Annotated in this window: 19 protein-coding genes and 1 rRNA gene; 8 read left to right on the top strand and 12 right to left on the bottom strand. The window is 71.1% G+C overall.

The window, feature by feature from the left end:
- Window positions 1-60: ribosomal RNA gene (locus G5C51_RS29645) — 16S ribosomal RNA — on the bottom strand; the annotation flags it as partial.
- Between the two features lie 384 nt (window positions 61-444).
- The gene (locus G5C51_RS29640) at window positions 445-1,056 is read right to left on the bottom strand and encodes a DNA-3-methyladenine glycosylase (protein WP_165241630.1); all 612 of its coding nucleotides are present in this window, start codon (window positions 1,054-1,056) and stop codon (window positions 445-447) included.
- Window positions 1,057-1,094: 38 nt separating this feature from the next.
- Between G5C51_RS29640 and G5C51_RS29635 the strand changes: the two genes are divergently transcribed.
- Window positions 1,095-1,874: a sporulation protein gene (locus G5C51_RS29635; protein WP_165241628.1), complete on the top strand. Its 780-nt coding sequence runs from the start codon at window positions 1,095-1,097 to the stop codon at window positions 1,872-1,874.
- Here the strand turns inward: G5C51_RS29635 and G5C51_RS29630 are convergent.
- Window positions 1,835-2,320, bottom strand: coding sequence for a barstar family protein (locus tag G5C51_RS29630; protein ID WP_165241626.1), 486 nt, complete (start codon window positions 2,318-2,320; stop codon window positions 1,835-1,837). The two genes, G5C51_RS29635 and G5C51_RS29630, sit on opposite strands and share 40 nt — an antisense overlap.
- Window positions 2,317-2,739: a guanyl-specific ribonuclease gene (locus G5C51_RS29625; protein ID WP_338118343.1), complete on the bottom strand. Its 423-nt coding sequence runs from the start codon at window positions 2,737-2,739 to the stop codon at window positions 2,317-2,319. Before G5C51_RS29625 ends, G5C51_RS29630 begins: the two co-directional genes overlap by 4 nt.
- A 91-nt stretch (window positions 2,740-2,830) precedes the next feature.
- On the opposite strand from G5C51_RS29625, the gene G5C51_RS29620 reads away from it, so the two are divergent.
- Both G5C51_RS29620 and G5C51_RS29615 read left to right on the top strand, forming a co-directional pair.
- Window positions 2,831-3,370: a YbhB/YbcL family Raf kinase inhibitor-like protein gene (locus tag G5C51_RS29620; protein WP_165241622.1), complete on the top strand. Its 540-nt coding sequence runs from the start codon at window positions 2,831-2,833 to the stop codon at window positions 3,368-3,370.
- Between the two features lie 136 nt (window positions 3,371-3,506).
- Window positions 3,507-4,007 (top strand): HNH endonuclease, encoded by a 501-nt coding sequence (locus G5C51_RS29615; protein ID WP_165241620.1) that lies wholly within the window; start codon window positions 3,507-3,509, stop codon window positions 4,005-4,007.
- Between the two features lie 32 nt (window positions 4,008-4,039).
- On the opposite strand, the gene G5C51_RS29610 is transcribed toward G5C51_RS29615, so the two are convergent.
- From G5C51_RS29610 to G5C51_RS29600, 3 genes are all read right to left on the bottom strand, one after another.
- A complete protein-coding gene (locus tag G5C51_RS29610) occupies window positions 4,040-4,993 on the bottom strand; it encodes an SPFH domain-containing protein (RefSeq protein WP_165241618.1) in 954 nt (317 codons plus the stop codon).
- A 46-nt stretch (window positions 4,994-5,039) separates the two neighbouring features.
- Window positions 5,040-5,450, bottom strand: coding sequence for an NfeD family protein (locus G5C51_RS29605; protein ID WP_165241636.1), 411 nt, complete (start codon window positions 5,448-5,450; stop codon window positions 5,040-5,042).
- A 282-nt stretch (window positions 5,451-5,732) separates the two neighbouring features.
- Entirely contained in the window at window positions 5,733-6,524 is a 792-nt protein-coding gene (locus tag G5C51_RS29600; RefSeq protein WP_165241616.1) for an ABC transporter ATP-binding protein, read from the bottom strand.
- A gap of 106 nt (window positions 6,525-6,630) precedes the next feature.
- Between G5C51_RS29600 and G5C51_RS29595 the strand changes: the two genes are divergently transcribed.
- On the top strand, window positions 6,631-7,449 hold the full coding sequence (locus G5C51_RS29595) for a hypothetical protein (RefSeq protein WP_165241614.1): 819 nt from the start codon (window positions 6,631-6,633) through the stop codon (window positions 7,447-7,449).
- Window positions 7,450-7,575: 126 nt separating this feature from the next.
- On the opposite strand, the gene G5C51_RS29590 is transcribed toward G5C51_RS29595, so the two are convergent.
- The 4 genes from G5C51_RS29590 to G5C51_RS29575 all read right to left on the bottom strand — a co-directional run bounded on the left by G5C51_RS29590 (window position 7,576) and on the right by G5C51_RS29575 (window position 10,265).
- The gene (locus G5C51_RS29590; protein WP_165241612.1) at window positions 7,576-7,815 is read right to left on the bottom strand and encodes a chaplin; all 240 of its coding nucleotides are present in this window, start codon (window positions 7,813-7,815) and stop codon (window positions 7,576-7,578) included.
- A gap of 240 nt (window positions 7,816-8,055) precedes the next feature.
- Window positions 8,056-8,301: a chaplin family protein gene (locus G5C51_RS29585; protein WP_165241610.1), complete on the bottom strand. Its 246-nt coding sequence runs from the start codon at window positions 8,299-8,301 to the stop codon at window positions 8,056-8,058.
- Between the two features lie 166 nt (window positions 8,302-8,467).
- Entirely contained in the window at window positions 8,468-9,118 is a 651-nt protein-coding gene (locus G5C51_RS29580; protein ID WP_165241608.1) for a response regulator, read from the bottom strand.
- Complete coding sequence (locus tag G5C51_RS29575; RefSeq protein WP_165241606.1) at window positions 9,111-10,265, bottom strand: GAF domain-containing sensor histidine kinase; 1,155 nt, start codon at window positions 10,263-10,265, stop codon at window positions 9,111-9,113. Before G5C51_RS29575 ends, G5C51_RS29580 begins: the two co-directional genes overlap by 8 nt.
- A 180-nt stretch (window positions 10,266-10,445) precedes the next feature.
- On the opposite strand from G5C51_RS29575, the gene G5C51_RS29570 reads away from it, so the two are divergent.
- The 3 genes from G5C51_RS29570 to G5C51_RS29560 all read left to right on the top strand — a co-directional run bounded on the left by G5C51_RS29570 (window position 10,446) and on the right by G5C51_RS29560 (window position 12,890).
- Complete coding sequence (locus G5C51_RS29570; RefSeq protein WP_165241604.1) at window positions 10,446-11,165, top strand: SDR family NAD(P)-dependent oxidoreductase; 720 nt, start codon at window positions 10,446-10,448, stop codon at window positions 11,163-11,165.
- Window positions 11,162-12,238, top strand: a complete 1,077-nt coding sequence (locus tag G5C51_RS29565; protein ID WP_206314461.1) for an S-adenosylmethionine:tRNA ribosyltransferase-isomerase — start codon at window positions 11,162-11,164, stop codon at window positions 12,236-12,238. Before G5C51_RS29570 ends, G5C51_RS29565 begins: the two co-directional genes overlap by 4 nt.
- 232 nt (window positions 12,239-12,470) lie before the next feature.
- Window positions 12,471-12,890: an aggregation-promoting factor C-terminal-like domain-containing protein gene (locus G5C51_RS29560; protein WP_206314460.1), complete on the top strand. Its 420-nt coding sequence runs from the start codon at window positions 12,471-12,473 to the stop codon at window positions 12,888-12,890.
- Between the two features lie 83 nt (window positions 12,891-12,973).
- Here G5C51_RS29560 and G5C51_RS29555 read toward each other — a convergent pair whose 3' ends face one another.
- Complete coding sequence (locus G5C51_RS29555) at window positions 12,974-15,583, bottom strand: FHA domain-containing protein (RefSeq protein WP_165241602.1); 2,610 nt, start codon at window positions 15,581-15,583, stop codon at window positions 12,974-12,976.
- Between the two features lie 228 nt (window positions 15,584-15,811).
- Between G5C51_RS29555 and G5C51_RS29550 the strand changes: the two genes are divergently transcribed.
- A partial coding sequence (locus tag G5C51_RS29550) for a streptophobe family protein (protein WP_165241600.1) occupies window positions 15,812-17,190 on the top strand: 1,379 nt, incomplete at its 3' end.

Raw genomic sequence — 17,190 nt, 5'->3', positions numbered from 1 at the left:
TTGCATGTGTTAAGCACGCCGCCAGCGTTCGTCCTGAGCCAGGATCAAACTCTCCGTGAATGCTTCACGCAAGAGCGGTCCGCCCGGGCGGAATAAGCCCGACGGACACAGCGTCCTCGCTGTAATTTTTCCAAAGGAACCTCATCACCCACTAATGTGAGCGACGGGGTATCAACATATCTGGCGTTGACTTTTGGCACGCTGTTGAGTTCTCAAGGAACGGACGCTTCCTTTGGATTCCCTCACGGGTTTCCTCCGGGCGCTTCCCTTCGGTGTTCCTCCACTGTAGCGGGTCTTCCGCCGCCCACCTAATCCGGGTCTCGACCAGAGTCGAAGGTCCCGATCTTGGGGGATCAATACAGAGGGTTAACAGTCGCTACAGGGCGCACTGATCGCGCCGCCTTTAAGCGACTCGTCCAACAGTAGGTCGGCCCCTCCACCGAGTCAAGTTCCGTGAGCCCGGTACCGGCTGACCGTTCTGTCGCCCTCGATCCAGTAACGGTACGGGTGCCACGCACCCTCTCCTCCTACACCTGTCCGCGGCCCGTTCCGTACCGAATCCTTCGGCGGCGGCTCCCCCGCCAGCAGCTCCAGCGGGCTCTCCGGCGCGCACGCGTCCGCCCCGTTCAGGGCGAGGTCAACGTCCAGCGCCGTGGCCAGTCGCGCCGGGCCCTGTGCCAGCTCGCGGTCGTGGCGGGCGGCAGGGCGGCGTTTGCGGGCCAGTTCCGCGCCGCGGACGATCTCGCCCGCGCGCAGGAGGACCGCGCCGGCCTTGCCCTCGTCGCCGCAGACCACGTTCATGCAGTGCCACATGCCGTAGGTGAAGTAGACGTAGATGTGGCCGGCGGGGCCGAACATCACCTCGTTGCGGCGGGTTTTGCCGCGGTACGCGTGGGAGCCGGGGTCGTTCGCACCCTCGTACGCCTCGACCTCCGTGAGGCGTACCTCCAGCGTTCCCTCGTCAGTTGTGCGCAGTAGGGTTCGGCCAAGTAGGTCCGGAGCCACCTCCAGCACAGGACGCTGGAAGAACTCGCGGGACAGCGGGGTACGGGGCATGCCGGGTGAGCGTAGTACGCGACCGGGGAGGAATCGGTATGGGGTTCAAGAAGCTGTTCGCAGCGATGGGTGCGGGCGGGGCGTCCGTAGAGACCGTGCTGACCGAGGCGAATGCCGTGCCTGGTGGGGTGGTGCAGGGCGAGATCCGTATCCAGGGCGGGTCGGTCGAGCAGGAGATCAAGGGGCTGACCGTCGGGCTGCAGGCGCGGGTCGAGGTGGAGCGCGGGGACGAGGAGTTCAAGGAGGACATCGAGTTCCACCGGCAGGCGGTGGGCGGGGCGTTCACCATTCAGCCGGGTGCGGTGCACGCGGTCGGGTTCGGGCTCGAGGTGCCGTGGGAGACGCCGATCACGCACTTCCTGGGGCAGCACCTGCGCGGCATGCAGGTCGGCGTGAAGACCGAGCTGCAGATCGAGAAGGCCGTGGACGCCGGTGACCTCGACCCGGTGGCCGTGCATCCGGTGCCGGCGCAGCAGGCGATTCTCGACGCGTTCGGGCGGCTGGGCTTCCGGTTCCGCAATGCCGACCTCGAGAAGGGGCACATCCGCGGGACGCGGCAGCGGCTGCCGTTCTACCAGGAGATCGAGTTCCTGGCGCCGCAGCAGTACCGCGGGCTCAACCAGGTGGAGCTGACCTTCGTCGCCGACGGGCGCGAGATGGACGTGATCCTGGAGATGGACAAGAAGCCGGGGCTGTTCACCTCGGGCAGCGACTCGTATCGCTCCTTCAAGGTGGGGCTGAGCGACTACGAGGCCACGGACTGGGGCGCGTACCTCAATCAGTGGATCTCGGAGGTCGGCAGCCGGCGGAACTGGTGACGGTCGCCGTCCTCGGCCAGTAGCACCGCGAGCGGCGGGCGGCCGCGCCAGTCGTCCGTCGCCGCGGCGAGGATCGACGCGGCCGTCGCCGCGTCGCGCGGGGCCGTGTCCGCGAAGGCATCCCAGGCGCGTACGAGCAGCAGGGTGCCGTGCGACGGGCCGAGCCAGGACAGGTCGCCGAGGCAGTCGGCGAGGGCGTCCCAGTTGTTGCCGAACCACGCCGGGAAGTGCAGTGCCGCCGCCACCCGCGCCAGGAGGTCGGCCTTGCCGTCCGCGCCGGTGAGGTCGAGCGAGGCCGTGTGCCAGCCGTGCGCCGTGGCCAGCGGAAGGGCCTGCTCGGCGGGGTGGGCGGGGTGCCAGCGGTAGATGCCGGCGGGCGCCCGGCCGGCGAGGAGCGCGGGGAGGGTCTCCTCCGGGAGCTCGGGCAGCTCGGGTGTGGCCGTCATGGCTGGAGCACCGCCTTGAACGTCTTGTAGTGGTCGCCGGTGTAGTAGCGCTCGCCGCCCTTCCCGGTGATGATGCGGCGCGGGCCGCGGTGGCGCAGTTTGGCGGTGCGGACGGTGTACTCGCGATAGTAGCCGCGGCGCTGCTTCGGCAGTCTGCCCTCGTAGTTCCCGAAGTACGAGCCGTCCTTGGCGTACGGGAACGGGCCGCCCGTGTCGATCAGTTCCAGGGTGCGCCGGGCCTGCTTGGGCAGCTGGGCCGGGATTACCGTCTCCATGCCCCGCGCCCAGGCGGGGGTCGCCGTCGCGGAGGTGGCCGGGGCCGGGGCCGGGCTGTCCGTACCGCAGGCGGTGAGCGCGGTCCAGCAGGTGAGGACGGCGAGGAACACGGCGAGGAGACGCGGGACGGGGCGGAGGCGCACGGACTGCATCGTGGCATCCGGGGTAGCCGGGGATCGTTAGGCTGGCCGTCGAGGCGTTTCGTACCAGCCAGAGCACCTGGAGGTGTCTTACGTGTCCGAGCAGAAGCGACGGCCGTTGCCCCACGACTTCCATCCGCCGGTGGCGTCGTTCTCGGTGGTGAGCGACGACGTTCCGGAGGGCGGCACCCTGCCGGACGCGCAGGTGTACGCGGCCGGGAACACGTCGCCGCAGCTGCGCTGGGAGGGCTTCCCGGCGGAGACCAGGTCGTTCGCGGTCTCCTGCTACGACCCGGACGCGCCGACCGGCAGCGGCTTCTGGCACTGGTCGGTCTTCGACATCCCGGCCGACGTCACCGAGCTCCCGACCGGGGCCGGCAGCGGGGACATGAAGGGGCTGCCCGAGGGGGCCGTCCACGTACGCAATGACTACGGGACGCGGGACTTCGGTGGCGCGGCGCCGCCGCCGGGCGACGGGCCGCACCGGTATGTGTTCACCGTGTACGCGGTGGATCAGGAGAAGCTCGGCCCTGATGGGGACGCGTCTCCCGCCGTGGTCGGGTTCAATCTGCGGTTCCACACGCTGGGGCGGGCGCAGCTGATCGCCGAGTACGAGATCCTTGCCGAGGGCTGAGCTCGGCCGCTGATCGGAAATTCCGTTGTCCGCCGGTCGCCTCCCGGGGGACTCTTGACCCTTCCCCAAGCTCTTCGAGCAGGGGATACCCCACGGCCGCCTGGCGGGGGGTTCTTGAGCCCGGAGGTGACCGGGGATGCGCGAGACGTTGGTACTCAACGCGAGCTTCGAGCCGCTGGCCGCGGTGTCGCTGCGGCGTGCGGTGGTGCTTGTCCTGCAGGACAAGGCCGTCGTGGAGCGGGAGCACGCCGGACTGCGCATCCGTGCCGAGAACCTTGATCTTCCGGTGCCGCAGGTCATCCGGCTGTGCCGGTACGTGCGGGTGCCCTTCCGAAGACGGGCGCCGTGGTCGCGGCGGGGTGTCCTGGTCCGCGACCAGCACCGGTGCGCCTACTGCGGGCGGAAGGCGACCACGATCGACCACGTCGTACCGCAGTCCCGCGGTGGTGGGGACACGTGGCTGAACACGGTCGCCGCGTGTACGGCGGACAACTGGCGCAAGGCGGACCGGACTCCCGCGGAGGCCGGGATGGAGCTGCTCACCGAGCCGTTCGAGCCGACGCCCGCGGACGCGCTGGTGCTGGCGCTCGGGCTGCGGGACGAGCAGGCGCTCGGCTGGGAGCCGGTGCCGGCTTGATGGGGCCCTGGGAGGGCTGACGCTGCTGAGCGTCAGCCCTCCAGGTGCGGGTTCTCCCGGTACGGGGACGCCTTGCGCTGCGCGGGCGGGGACGGGGTGTCGCTGCCGCCGTTCGGGGTGAACTGGTTCAGGGCGCCGCCGAGGCCCTTCAGGGCGTCGCCGATCTCGCTCGGGACGATCCAGAGCTTGTTGGAGTCGCCTTCGGCGATCTTGGGGAGCATCTGCAGGTACTGGTACGACAGCAGCTTCTGGTCCGCGTCGCCCGCGTGGATCGACTCGAAGACCGTGCGGATGGCCTGGGCTTCGCCCTCGGCGCGGAGTGCGGCGGCCCTCGCCTCACCCTCGGCCTTCAGGATGGCCGACTGCTTTTCGCCCTCTGCGGTGAGAATCGCCGACTGGCGTACGCCCTCCGCCGTGAGGATCGCCGCGCGCTTGTCACGGTCGGCGCGCATCTGCTTCTCCATCGAGTCCTGGATGGAGGTGGGGGGCTCGATCGCCTTCAGCTCGACGCGGTTGACGCGGATGCCCCAGCGGCCTGTGGCCTCGTCGAGGACGCCGCGGAGGGCCGCGTTGATCTCCTCGCGGGAGGTCAGGGTGCGCTCGAGGTCCATGCCGCCGATGATGTTCCGGAGCGTGGTGACCGTGAGCTGCTCGATGGCCTGGATGTAGCTGGAGACCTCGTACGTGGCCGCGCGCGCGTCCGTCACCTGGTAGTAGATGACGGTGTCGATGTTGACCACCAGGTTGTCCTGGGTGATCACCGGCTGGGGCGGGAAGGGGACGACCTGCTCGCGGAGGTCGACGCGGTTGCGGACCGTGTCGATGAAGGGGACCACGATGTTCAGGCCGGCGTTCAGCGTGCGCGTATAGCGGCCGAAGCGCTCCACGATGGCCGCCGAGGCCTGCGGGATGACCTGGATCGTCTTGATGAGTGCGATGAAGACGAGCACCACCAGGATGATCAGGACGATGATGATCGGCTCCACGGCTCTTCTCCCCGGTAGGTGCTAGTGCGTTGTCGCTGCGTCAGTCTTACAACACGATGGCGGTGGCGCCGTCGATATCGACAACATCCACCTGCTCGCCGGGCTCGTAAACCTTCCCGGGCTCCAGGGCCTTGGCCGTCCAGACCTCGCCGGCGAGCTTGATCCGGCCGCCGTCGCCGCCGTCAACCCGCTCCAGGACGGTGGCCGAGCGGCCCTTCAACGCCTCTATGCCGGACTTGATTTCAGGTCTGTTGCCGTGCCGGTTGGCGATCGGCCGTACGACGGCGATCAGCGCGACCGACACGATCACGAAGACGAGGACCTGCGCGGTCACTCCCCCGCCGAGGCCCGCCGTGACGGCGCCGGCCACCGCGCCGACCGCGAACATCCCGAATTCCGGCATCGCGGTGAGCACGAGGGGAATCCCCAGCCCGACCGCCGCTATCAGCCACCACACCCATGCGTCCACGGAAGCAATGCTATTGCTCCGCAAGGCACCGCGGACAGTGCCACAACCAGCCGGTTAGGGCCTGTCCGGCGGATCTTGTCGGCAAGCACGGAGTTGTGCCGGGTGCGGGTGGGGCGTGCGGCTCGACTGCAGGCATAGGAGCGTCGGGCGGTGCGTGGCCTCGGCGTGCGGTGTCGCCGGTCCTGTGGCGGAGCCACCGGTCCGGGGGCGCCGTGCGGCGAGGGTGCGTGCCGGGCGGCGCGGTAGTCGGCAAGATGCGCCGGACTGGCCCTAGGACAGCGGCAGGCCCTGGGCGGTCCAGCGGTCGCCGGCGCGTTCGAGGACCAAGGGGAGGCCGAAGCAGCGGGAGAGGTTGCGGGAGTTGAGTTCGGATTCGATGGGGCCGGCGGCCAGTACTTCGCCCTGGCGGATCATCAGGACGTGGGTGAAGCCGGGGGCGATCTCCTCGACGTGGTGGGTCACCATGATCATGGAGGGCGCCATGGGGTCGCGGGCGAGTCTGCCGAGGCGGCGGACCAGGTCTTCGCGGCCGCCGAGGTCGAGGCCCGCGGCGGGCTCGTCGAGGAGGAGCAGCTCGGGGTCGGTCATCATCGCGCGGGCGATCTGGGTGCGCTTGCGCTCGCCCTCGGAGAGGGTGCCGAACTTGCGGTCCAGGTACTCGGTCATGCCGAGCCGGTCGAGGAAGGCGCGGGCGCGGTCCTCGTCGACCTGGTCGTAGTCCTCCTGCCAGGTGGCGGTCATGCCGTACGCGGCGGTGAGGACGGTCTGCAGCACCGTCTGGCTCTTGGGGAGCTTCTCGGCAAGGGCGCTGCCCGACATGCCGATGCGCGGGCGGAGGTCGAAGACGTCGACGCTGCCGAGCTTCTCGCCGAGGATCTGCACGGTGCCGGTGGTCGGGAAGAGGTAGCTGGACGCGACGTTCAGGAGGGTGGTCTTGCCGGCGCCGTTGGGGCCGAGGATGACCCAGCGCTCGCCCTCCGCGACCGACCAGGAAACCCGGTCCACCAGAGCACGTCCGCCGCGGACCACCGATACGTCCACCAGCTCCAGTACATCGCTCATGAGCGTGCTGTCTCCTAATGCAGTCTCGTCGCGTCTCGGTGCCTGCGGCACTCCCCAGGGCAAACCTACGCCACGCGTTGTCGGACCCGGTCCGTAGGCTGGGCACATGCTTGAGGAACCGCGGTCCGGGCGCCTGGCAGCGTGGGGCAATGCCCTGCTCTCCGGGCGTATCTCGCCGGATGGTGCAATGCACCACATTGTGGGTGATGACGCCCTGCATCGTGTCTCCGGGCTGCCCGGAGAGGAGGGGCGGGTGGGGCTGACGCTGGCACTCGGCCGGCTGCGTGCGCTCGGGGCCACCGGGCTGCGGGTGGCGCTGCCGGTGGCGGGGCATCCACTGGGGCTGAGCGGCCCGCCGGAGTTCAATGCGCGGGCGCTGGCTGCCGAGGAGGCGGTGGTCGTCTGCGGCGGGCCCGGGCTCGGTCTCGTACCCGAGGTCACGGCCGTGGGGCCCGCGGGCGATGAGCATGTCGAGGTGCTGTGGGAGTGCCTTCCGGTACGGGAGGGGCCGCCGGCCGATGTGCCGACGCTGGGCGAGGCCGAGCGGGAGCTGGCCGAGGCGATGCGGGAGGCGACGGCGGCGCTGGCCCGGCTGGATGTGGCCGGCGCGGGTCCCGCGGCGCGGGCGGCGCTGGAGGCGTATCAGGCGCGGATGGAGCGGGGGCAGCAGCTGCTGGCGCCGGGGTATCCGCCGCGGGCGGCGCGGGTGTTGGAGCTGGCGCAGCGGGTCGGGGCGCTGGTCGCGATCGCGTACGGGCCGGAGGGGGCCGACGCGGAGCACGGCGGGGCGGTGAGCGCGGCGGAGATGGCGGCGCGGCGCGAGGTGCTGCGGCCGGTGGAGCGGACGGCGCGGCGGGCGCAGGTGGCGGCGTACAACGCCTTTGTGGAGGAGCGCGAGCGGCGCGCCTCCGACGAGGTGCGGTGACATCGGTGACATAGGAAGCGAGGGCTTCGCCCCCGGCCGCCCAGCAAGAGGGAAGGCCCCAGCGGACCGGTCCGCTGGGGCCTTCGACCTGTCCGCCTGTCGCGGCGGTCGGCTTGCGCCGAAAGGTCAGTTGTTCGTCGCGACGTTGCCCGTGGTGCTGTTGCCGACGCCGCCCACGTTGGCGGTGTTGCCGTTCGCGTTCGCGTCCACGTCGATCGGCGCCTGGACGACATTGCCGGAGCCGATGCCGGGCGAGTCGGTGGCGATGCCGTCCGCCTTCGCGTCGGCGGCCGCGCCGGCGGCAGCGGCGCCCAGGGCGAGGCCGGCGGTGGCGATGGCGATGGCGGCCTTCTTGGCGTTGTTCATGGGGAGTTGGTCCTCCAGAGTCGTGTTCCGTGCGGCCCCAGCCGCGGGGTCGCACGCTGGGAAACGCCTGGGCCGTCCGGGCGACACGGGCACTCACTTGGCGGCACCCTTTCGGCTCAATCGCCGGAAGATCGCATTACCTTCACCCTCCGGGGGCAGCCTGACCCCGGACACACTCAAGCCCCCCGGGCCAGCCACCTGGGGGGCGAGAGTGATGAGTGAGGACCGTCTTGGCTTAGCTCACTTGTTGACGCAGAGGTTGCCCTCGGCGGGGTTCAGCGCACCGATGACGCTGGCGGTGTTGCCGCAGACGTTGCCGTCCACGTCCACCGGAACCTGCACGTTGTTGCCGGAGCCGATGCCCGGGGAGTTGGTGGCGTGACCACCGGCGTGCGCCCCACTGGTGGCCGAGGCCACACCGGCACCGGCCATCGCCAGGCTGCCGACGGCGAAGGTGACAGCCGCGGCCTTCTTCAGGTTCTTCACAATTCCTCCTAGCGGGTTGCTGCGGCATGTTCGCCGCAGCCGCCATGGAGAACGCGGCTCGGCCCATCCGGTTCCGCCGGAGGTTGTACATCTACACGACGGTATGAATCTCGCACCGGAAGTCGACGTTCCGTTACCGCCGTTGGCCAGCGATGCTCAGGTCATATCAGCTGGTCAGGTCATGCCGTACGGCCCAGAGGGCGGCCTGGGTGCGGTCCGCGAGATCGAGCTTCATCAGAATGTTCGACACGTGCGTCTTGACGGTCTTCTCGGACAGTACGAGGGCCCTGGCGATCTCCCGGTTCGAACGGCCGTCCGCGATCAGGCCGAGCACCTCGCGCTCCCGTTCGGTCAGCGTCGAGCCGCGCCCCGGGCCCGAGTTGTTCTCGTCCGGGGCCAGCAGCGCCCCGGCGACCTCGGGCTGCAGCAATACGTGCCCGGCGTGCACGGAGCGGATGGCGCCGGCCAGGGCCTCGGGGTCGACGTCCTTGTAGACATAGCCCGCGGCGCCGGCCCGCAGCGCGGGGACGACGGTGCGCTGTTCGGTGAAGCTGGTGACGATCAGCACCTTGGCCTGGCTGCCGGCGTCGCGCAGCTTGCGCAGCGCCTCGATGCCGTCCATGCCGGGCATCTTGACGTCCATCAGCACCACGTCGGGGCGGAGTTCCTCGGTGCGGGCGACGCCTTCGTCGCCGTCCGAGGCCTCGCCGACCACCTCGATGTCGTCCTGGATCTCCAGGAACGTGCGCAGTCCGCGCCGTACCACCTGGTGGTCGTCCACCAGCAGGACCCGGATCCGCTCGGCCGCCTCAGCCACCGGGCACCTCCAACTCGATCACGGTGCCCTTGCCGGGCGCCGACTCAACGGTGAGGGAGCCGCCGACGCCGGCGGCCCTGTCGCGCATCGAGACCAGCCCGAGGTGCCGGCCGGCCGTGCGCACCGCGGAGGGGTCGAAGCCGGCCCCGTCGTCGCGGACGGTCAGCGCCACGCCCTGGCCGCGGCGGTCGAGGCTGACCTCGACATGCTCGGCGTCGGCGTGCCGCAGGGCGTTGTGCAGCGCCTCCTGGGCGACCCGCAGCACGGCCTCCTCCTGGGAGGCGGGCAGGGCGCGTACCGAAGGGGCGCTTGCGAAGGTCACCTTCGCCGCGTGGGCGCGGTCGAGGACCTGCGCGTGGGTGGCGAGGGTGGCGACGAGGCCGTCCTCATCCAGGGCCGCGGGCCGCAGCTCGACGACGGCGGCGCGCAGCTCGTCGGCGGCCTCGGCGGCCAGGGCGGCGACCTGCTGCAGCTCGCCCTTGGCGCGGGCCGGGTCGCGGTCGACGAGGGCGGCGGCGGCCTGCGCGGTCAGGCGGAGCGAGAAGAGCTTCTGGGATACGGCGTCGTGCAGCTCGTGCGCGAGCCGGGTGCGCTCCTCGGCGATGGTCAGCTCGCGGCTGCGCTCGTAGAGGCGGGCGTTGGTGAGCGCGATCGCGGCATGCGCGGCGAGGGTCTTCAGCAGCGCCTCGTCCTCGGCCGTGAAGGCGCACTTGCCCTCGGGGCGCTCGCCTTCCGGGCAATTCTTGTTGGCCAGGAAGAGGGCGCCGAGGATCTCTTCGCCGTCGACGATGGGGACGCCGAGGAAGTCCTTGAGCGTCGGATGCGCCTTGGGCCAGCCGCCGAAGCGGGGGTCGGCGCGGACGTCCCCGAGCCGCTGTGGCGTCGCGTCGCGCAGCATCGCGGCGAGGATGCCGTGCTGGCGCGGCAGCGGGCCGATCCGCTTCCACTCCTCGTCGCTGACGCCGTCCACCACGAACTGCGCGAAGCCGCCGTGGTCGTCCGGCACGCCGAGGGCGGCGTACTTCGCGTCCAGCAGCTCGCGTGCGGAGGCGGTGATCGTCTGCAGCACGTCGCGCACCTGCAGGTGGCGGCTCATCGCCAGGAGAGCGCCGCTCACGGCGTCCAGGCCGGCTCGTCGGGTGGGCATGTCAGCCACGGTACCTGCGGTGCAGGCGGGGTGGATCGAGCGCTGGTCGGGGGCCGCCTAGGGCGGGGGTCCTAGGCCGAAGTCCCCCCGTTCTTACGGTCCCGCGGCCGAGGTCACGGACGGGGCCGTGTTCCTACGGTGACGGCAGAACGTGGAAGTCCGTGAAGGGGAGTGGGACAGATGCCAGTTGCGATCATCACCGGTGCCTCGAAGGGACTCGGCCGCGCGCTCGCCGCGGAGCTGGCGGCGCGGGGCTGGGACCTCGTGCTCGACGCCCGCTCCCCCGAGCCGCTGGAGCTCGTCGCGGACGAGCTGCGGGCGGCCGGGGCCGGGCGGATCGAGGCGGTGCCCGGGGACGTAACGGATGGCTGGCACCGGGGCGCGCTGGTGGCCGCGGCCGATGGGTTCGGCGGCGCGGCGCTGCTGGTGAACAACGCGAGCGCGCTCGGCGCCGAGCCGCTGGTGCCGCTGGGCGAGCTGCCGTCGGAGGGGCTGCGGGCGGCGCTGGAGACGAATGTGGTCGCGCCGCATGCGCTGGTACGGGAGCTGCTGCCGCAGCTGCGGGCCGCCGGGCGGGGTGGGGCGGTGCTGAATGTCAGCTCCGACGCCGCCGTCGAGGCGTATGAGACGTGGGGCGGGTACGGGGCCGCGAAGGCGGCGCTGGATCATCTGTCGGCGGTGCTGGCGGCGGAGGAGCCGGGGCTGCGGGTGTGGGCGGTGGATCCGGGTGACATGCGGACGGAGCTCTACGCCGCCGCGGTGCCGGATGATCCGGACTTCGGGGAGCGGCTGGAGCCGGCGGAGGTGGCGGCGGCGATCGCCACGCTCGTGGACGAGGACGTGCCGAGCGGTCGGTACACGGCGTCGGCGCTGGCCGAGCGGGGGGCGGGATCGGAATGATCACGTCTCTCGCAGGGAGCGTGCACGTCCCTGAAGGACTGCACGCCCGGGTTCCTGCCGAGGAGCGCGGGCGTGGGCGGGACGACGTACGGCTCATGGTGAGCCGGGGGGCGTCCGGGGCCGTCACGCATCACGGCTTCGCGGAGCTGCCCGGGGTGCTCAAGGCCGGGGATGTGCTGGTCGTGAATACGTCCGCGACGCTGCCCGCCGCCATCGACGGGCGGGTCGGGGATGAGCACGTCGTCGTGCACTTCTCCACGCTCGGGGACGACGGGCGGTGGGCGGTCGAGGTCCGTACGCCCGATGGGGAAGGGACGACCCGGCCGCGGGCCGGTGGGCCTGCCGGGGCCGAGGTGCGGGTGCGGGGCGGGGTGTCGCTGTGGCTGGATCAGCCGCTGGAGCCGGGCTCCGGGCGGCTGTGGTGGGCGCGGGTCGGGAGCGCGGACGTGGTCCGGCATCTGCATCGGCACGGGCGGCCGATCCGGTACTCCTATACCGATCGCGATCAGCCGCTCTCCGCGTATCAGACGGCCTTCGCGGCGGGCCCCGATCCGTACGGGCCCGGCTCCGCCGAGATGCCGAGCGCGGCCCGGCCCTTCACGCCCGAGATCGTGGCGCGGCTGGTCAGCCGGGGTGTGCAGTTCGCGCCCATCGTGCTGCACACCGGGGTGTCCTCGGCCGAGGCGCACGAGCCGCCGTACCCGGAGCGCTTCGCCGTGCCGGGGCCGACCGCGCGGCTGGTGAACGCCGCCAAGGCGGGCGGCGGCGCGGTCGTCGCCGTCGGCACCACGGCCGTACGGGCGCTGGAGTCGGCGGCGAGCCCGCGCGGCACCGTGCGGGCGAGCTCCGGGTGGACCGACCTGGTGATCACGCCGGAGCGCGGCGTACGGGTCGTGGACGGCCTGCTCACCGGGCTGCACGAGCCGGAGGCCTCGCACCTGCTGATGCTGGAGGCGGTGCTTCTCAAATACGCAGCGGGGCGGGAGCTGCTGTGCCGGAGTTACGACGAGGCGCTGGCGCGGCGCTATCTGTGGCACGAATTCGGGGACACGCACCTCATCCTTCCGGCGTAGCCGGCGCCCCTAGGGGGTCCCGAGGTGTGAGGGCGGCCACAGGACTTTGGTCCGGCTACTAGGGCGGGTAGTTGCCGCGAGGGGTGTGCGCGGGCGGGAATCGGGCCGCTAAGGCCTGGTCCCGACCCGCGGCGGGCCTACTAGGCGGGGCCGTATGTGGGGACGTTGACGGCATATCGGGCGTCTCGCTACCAATGGGGTTGTCCCCGACACGAACGAGGTAACTCCGCTCATGCAGGACTCCCGCAAGCCCCGAATACGTATGGGCCGCAAGGCCCCGGTCCTGGCGCTCGCCGCCGTGGCCGTTCTCGGCGCCACCGCCGTTCCCGCCGCGCACGCCGCGACGCCGGCCGCCGCTCCGGCCGCGAAGGCGAAGAAGCTGGCGAAGACGATGGTGAAGGACGACAAGCAGTTCGCCTGCTTCTCGAAGATCGTCGAGCACGAGAGCCACTGGGACCACACCGCTCAGAACGCCTCCAGCGGCGCGTACGGCCTGGTGCAGGCGCTTCCGGGCAACAAGATGGCATCCGAGGGCGCGGACTGGCGCACGAACCCGGAGACCCAGCTCAAGTGGGGCCTGGACTACATGAAGGAGCGCTACGGCTCCCCGTGCGGCGCCTGGGACCACTGGCAGAAGAACCGCTGGTACTGAGGCGCTGCCGCCGAGGCCGCGCATCCATACGGCGAGGGCCGCACCCCTGCGGGGGTGCGGCCCTCGCCGTATGCCGGGACCCGCTAGCGCATGACCTCCGGCTCGTGCCGGCGGAGCAGGCGGGCCACGATGAAGCCGCAGATGACCGCCATGACCATCAGCACACCGATGTCGAGGATGAACTTCGACGCCTCGTGCGCCCACAGCGGGTCGGCCTTGCCGCCGTCGAAGGGCATCAGCACGTTCAGGTCCGCCGTGGTGCCCATGGCCGCGACCGCCCAGCGGGACGGCATCAGCCAGGCCAGCTGCTCCGCACCGACCGTGCCGGCGATCTGGAAGAGCACGCCGGTGAAGACGACCTGGACGATCGCGAACATCACCAGCAGCGGCATGGTCATCTCGGAGGTCTTCACCAGCGAGGAGATGATCAGGCCGAACATCATCGAGGTGAGGCCCAGCGCGGTGACGCCCATGGCCAGCTCGATCTCCGGGTTACTGGAGAAGATCAGCCCCTCGTCCGGCAGCTTGTCGCGGGTCAGGACGCCGATGGCGCTGATGACGATGCCCTGGAGGATCGTGATGAAGCCGAGGACGACGACCTTGGACATCAGATACGCCGAGCGGGACAGGCCGGTCGCGCGTTCCCGCTCGTAGATGACCCGTTCCTTGATCAGCTCACGGACGGAGTTCGCGGCGCCGGAGAAGCAGGCGCCCACCGCCAGGATGAGCATGATGGTTCCGGCGTCGGTGTTGTGCAGTGGCGGCCGGCCCTTCTCCGGCCCGTATCCGAGCCCCGAATCCGCCGGGATCACCATCGATACGACGCCGAGGACGATCGGCAGCGCCAGCATCAGCACCACGAAGGTGCGGTCGGAGAGGATCACCGAGCAGTAGCGCTTGATGAGCGTGCCCAGCTGTGGCCACCAGCCCTGCGGTTTCGCCGGCTTGCGCATCTGCTGCATCGGCTGCACCGGCGCGGACTGCGGGGCGACGGCGTCGATGTCGGCCGCGTACATCTGGTAGTGCTGCGAGCCGTGCCAGCGGCCGGACCAGTCGTAGTCGCGGTAGCCCTCGAAGGCCTGGAAGACGTCCGCCCAGGACTCGTAGCCGAAGAAGTTCAGGGCCTCCTCGGGCGGGCCGAAGTACGCCACCGAACCGCCCGGCGCCATCACCAGCAGCCGGTCGCACAGCGCCAGTTCGGCCACCGAGTGGGTGACCACCAGGACCGTACGGCCGTCGTCGGCGAGGCCGCGGAGCAGCTGCATGACGTCGCGGTCCATGCCCGGGTCGAGGCCCGAGGTGGGCTCGTCGAGGAAGATCAGCGACGGCTTGGTGAGCAGCTCCAGGGCGACCGAGACGCGCTTGCGCTGGCCGCCGGAGAGGGAGCTGATCTGCTTGTCCTTGTGGATGTCGAGCTTCAGCTCGCGCAGCACCTCGTCGACGCGGGCCTGGCGCTCGGCCGCCGCGGTGTCGCCGGGGAAGCGGAGCTTTGCCGCGTAGCCGAGCGCGGTGGAGACCTTCAGCTGGGTGTGCAGGATGTCGTCCTGCGGCACCAGGCCGATGCGCTGGCGGAGCTCGGCGTACTGCTTGTAGAGGTTCCGGTTGTCGTAGAGGACGTCGCCCTCGTCCGCCGGGCGGTAACCGGTCAGCGCCTTCAGCAGCGTCGACTTGCCGGAGCCGGACGGGCCGATGACCGCGACGAGGCTCTTCTCCGGGACGCCGAAGGAGACGTTGTTGAGGATCGTCTTCTCCTTGTTGTCACCGACCTTGACGGTCAGGTGACGGGAGGAGAAGGAGATCTCACCGGTGTCGACGAACTCCTCGAGCCGGTTGCCCGCGAGCCGGAAGGTGGAGTGGCCGATGCCGATGATGTCGTCGGGGCCGATGAGCCGGCGACCCGAGCGCGGCAGCTGCTCGCCGTTGACGTACGTGCCGTTGTGGCTGCCCAGGTCGGCGATCTCGAAGCGGCCGTCCGGGGTGGCGCGGAACTCCGCGTGGTGCCGGGAGACCTGCAGGTCGTCGACGCGCAGCTCGCACTCCAGCGCACGGCCGATTCGGGTGACGTTGCTGAGGTTCAGCTGGTGGAAGGTGGTCGGGCTGCGGTCGCCGTAGACCGGAGCGCCCCCTCCCATGCCGCCGCCCATGGCGGCCGGCTGCTGGTGCGCGGCCGGCTGCTGCGGTACGTACGGCTGCTGCCGCTGGACCGGCGGCTGCTGCATCGGCGGCTGCTGCATCGGCGGCTGCTGGGCCGGCTGCTGCGGTGGCGCGCCCCAGCCGGCCGCGGCCGGGTGCTGCTGCGGCGGTGCCTGCTGCGGCGCCTGCTGCTGCGGCGGCGCGGCGGCCGCACGCGGCGGCTCCGCATACGCGGTCTGCGCGCTGTACATGTCGGCGCCGGCCGCGGCCGCGGCGGACAGCTGCATCCGCGGACCGTCGGTGGCATTGCCGAGATGCACGCTGGAGCCGGGGCCGATCTCGGTCTGGTGGATCCGCTGCCCCTGCACAAACGTGCCGTTGGTGCTGCCTTGGTCCTCCAGCACCCAGCTGCGCCCGGCCCAGCGCATCACCGCATGCCGCCAGGAGACCCGGGCATCGTCGATGACCACGTCCCCTTGCGGGTCACGGCCAAGGGTGTAGGACCGCGACGGGTCCAATGTCCAGGTCTGTCCGTTCAGTTCCAGTACGAGTTCCGGCACTCCATGCCCCACAAAGTTGTCCCCCGAGTTGCCCCCTGCCAGAACCTGCCATGAGCAGGCCCGTAGGGATTCTAGGGATGGCGAACATCGGGAGGAACTATTTCAGGAAGTCCGTCACGGCCGGAAGGCGCCCCCGGTAACAGGCGTGCGACGGCCGTTGACGGTGCTTGCCCGACTCCGGAGAGTGGTAGGCATCCGTGGGGGCGGAAGGCGGATCGGGGGCGGCTGATGGGCCAGACCACTGCACAGCGGGCGGACGACGCCCGTACCAGGATCCCTTGGGGCTCGGTGCTGGCGTCCGCGCTGGCCTCGGTGAGCTGGGCGTTTCTGGTCATGGCGGGACTCACCGCCGCAGGACTGCACTTACTGGGCGCGGACGCGCTGGGCGAGTTGGGCCCGATGACGGCGGCGACGATGGTGCTCGCCACCGGCGGCGCGATCCGCCCCGACGGCGATATGGAAGCCTTCGGCGTCGACGAGTCGGTGGCGAACGCGAGCATCGATCTGGCGCCGCTGGGCGTGAGCTTCGGCGGGGCGCTGATTCTGGGCTGGTTTTTCGTACGGTCGCTGCGGGGGGCGGGGCCGTTCATCTCGCGGGGCGAACTCGCCGCGCGGGCGGGCTCGGTGGTGGCGCTGTTCGTGGCGATGGTCGGCGGGCTCGCCTGGGCGGGCAGCGGCGCGGTCACGATCGACGGCAAGGACCTGCCGATGGACAAGCTCCCCGGCGGGAGCGGCGGCATCGGCGACGCGATCGAGGACAAACTCCCCGATGGCATCGGCGACATCGGCGGCGGGTTGCCGGACGCCATCGGCGACCTGGCCGGGGCCAAGGCGCAGGTGGGCTTCGAGGTGCTCCTGGGGCGCTCGCTGCTGGGGGGATTTGTGTGGGTAGTTGCCGTGCTGGTCATTTCGCTCGCGGCATCCCGGCTGTCCCCGCTGCCGCAGGGCTGGGAGGCGGTGCACCGGGTGGTGCGGCCCGCGGCGTCGGCGATGCGGTTCGTCGTGGTGCTCGCGGTCTGCGCGGGGCTCGCGGCGGCGGCGTACTCGGCGGTGACGGAGGAGGCGCACGGGCAGATCGCGGGGGCGGCGCTGCTCGGGGCTCCGAACGGGGTGTGGCTGGCGCTGCCGCTGGGGTTGTTCGTGCCCTGGCACGGGTCGGTGACGGGGCAGCTGAAGCAGATGCTGCCCGATCCGATGGACCGGCTGCTGACGGACGACGACAAGCCGATCACCGTGGGCCGGCTGGCCGAGCTGGACAACCGGGTGTGGCTGCTGGCGATCGCCACGGCGCTGATGATGCTGTCCGCGGGGGTGCTGACGGCGGTGCGGACGCCGGTACGGGACGAGGGGCGGCTGATGGGGTTCGCCGGTCGGTGCGCGGTGCGGCTCGGGGTCGTAACCGGGCTGACGCTGCCGCTGCTGGCCTTGCTGACCGGGGTGAAGGCGGACGCGAGCCTGTCGGTGTTCGGGGTGGACGCGCTCGGGGCGGGTCTCGAGCTGGAGGGGAGCCTCGTCTGGGCGCTGCTGCTGGGCGTCGCGTGGGGCGCGGGGGCGGGTGCCGCCGGGGCGCTGATGGCGTCGTGGGCGGGCTCGGCCGGGGAGCGGGC

Source organism: Streptomyces coryli, from assembly GCF_011044975.1.
In the GTDB taxonomy this organism is placed as follows: Bacteria; Actinomycetota; Actinomycetes; order Streptomycetales; family Streptomycetaceae; genus Streptomyces; species Streptomyces coryli.
This window is presented reverse-complemented; position numbering and strand designations above follow the sequence as displayed.

Excerpts from the sequence above, each read along its gene's own strand:
- G5C51_RS29570 (WP_165241604.1), top strand. The coding sequence starts at position 10,446 with ATGCCAGTTGCGATCATCACCGGTGCCTCGAAGGGACTCGGCCGCGCG.
- G5C51_RS29560 (WP_206314460.1), top strand. The coding sequence starts at position 12,471 with ATGCAGGACTCCCGCAAGCCCCGAATACGTATGGGCCGCAAGGCCCCG.
- G5C51_RS29640 (WP_165241630.1), bottom strand. The coding sequence starts at position 1,056 with ATGCCCCGTACCCCGCTGTCCCGCGAGTTCTTCCAGCGTCCTGTGCTG.
- G5C51_RS29615 (WP_165241620.1), top strand. The coding sequence starts at position 3,507 with ATGCGCGAGACGTTGGTACTCAACGCGAGCTTCGAGCCGCTGGCCGCG.
- G5C51_RS29565 (WP_206314461.1), top strand. The coding sequence starts at position 11,162 with ATGATCACGTCTCTCGCAGGGAGCGTGCACGTCCCTGAAGGACTGCAC.
- G5C51_RS29630 (WP_165241626.1), bottom strand. The coding sequence starts at position 2,320 with ATGACGGCCACACCCGAGCTGCCCGAGCTCCCGGAGGAGACCCTCCCC.
- G5C51_RS29600 (WP_165241616.1), bottom strand. The coding sequence starts at position 6,524 with ATGAGCGATGTACTGGAGCTGGTGGACGTATCGGTGGTCCGCGGCGGA.
- G5C51_RS29575 (WP_165241606.1), bottom strand. The coding sequence starts at position 10,265 with ATGCCCACCCGACGAGCCGGCCTGGACGCCGTGAGCGGCGCTCTCCTG.
- G5C51_RS29635 (WP_165241628.1), top strand. The coding sequence starts at position 1,095 with ATGGGGTTCAAGAAGCTGTTCGCAGCGATGGGTGCGGGCGGGGCGTCC.
- G5C51_RS29595 (WP_165241614.1), top strand. The coding sequence starts at position 6,631 with ATGCTTGAGGAACCGCGGTCCGGGCGCCTGGCAGCGTGGGGCAATGCC.
- G5C51_RS29590 (WP_165241612.1), bottom strand. The coding sequence starts at position 7,815 with ATGAACAACGCCAAGAAGGCCGCCATCGCCATCGCCACCGCCGGCCTC.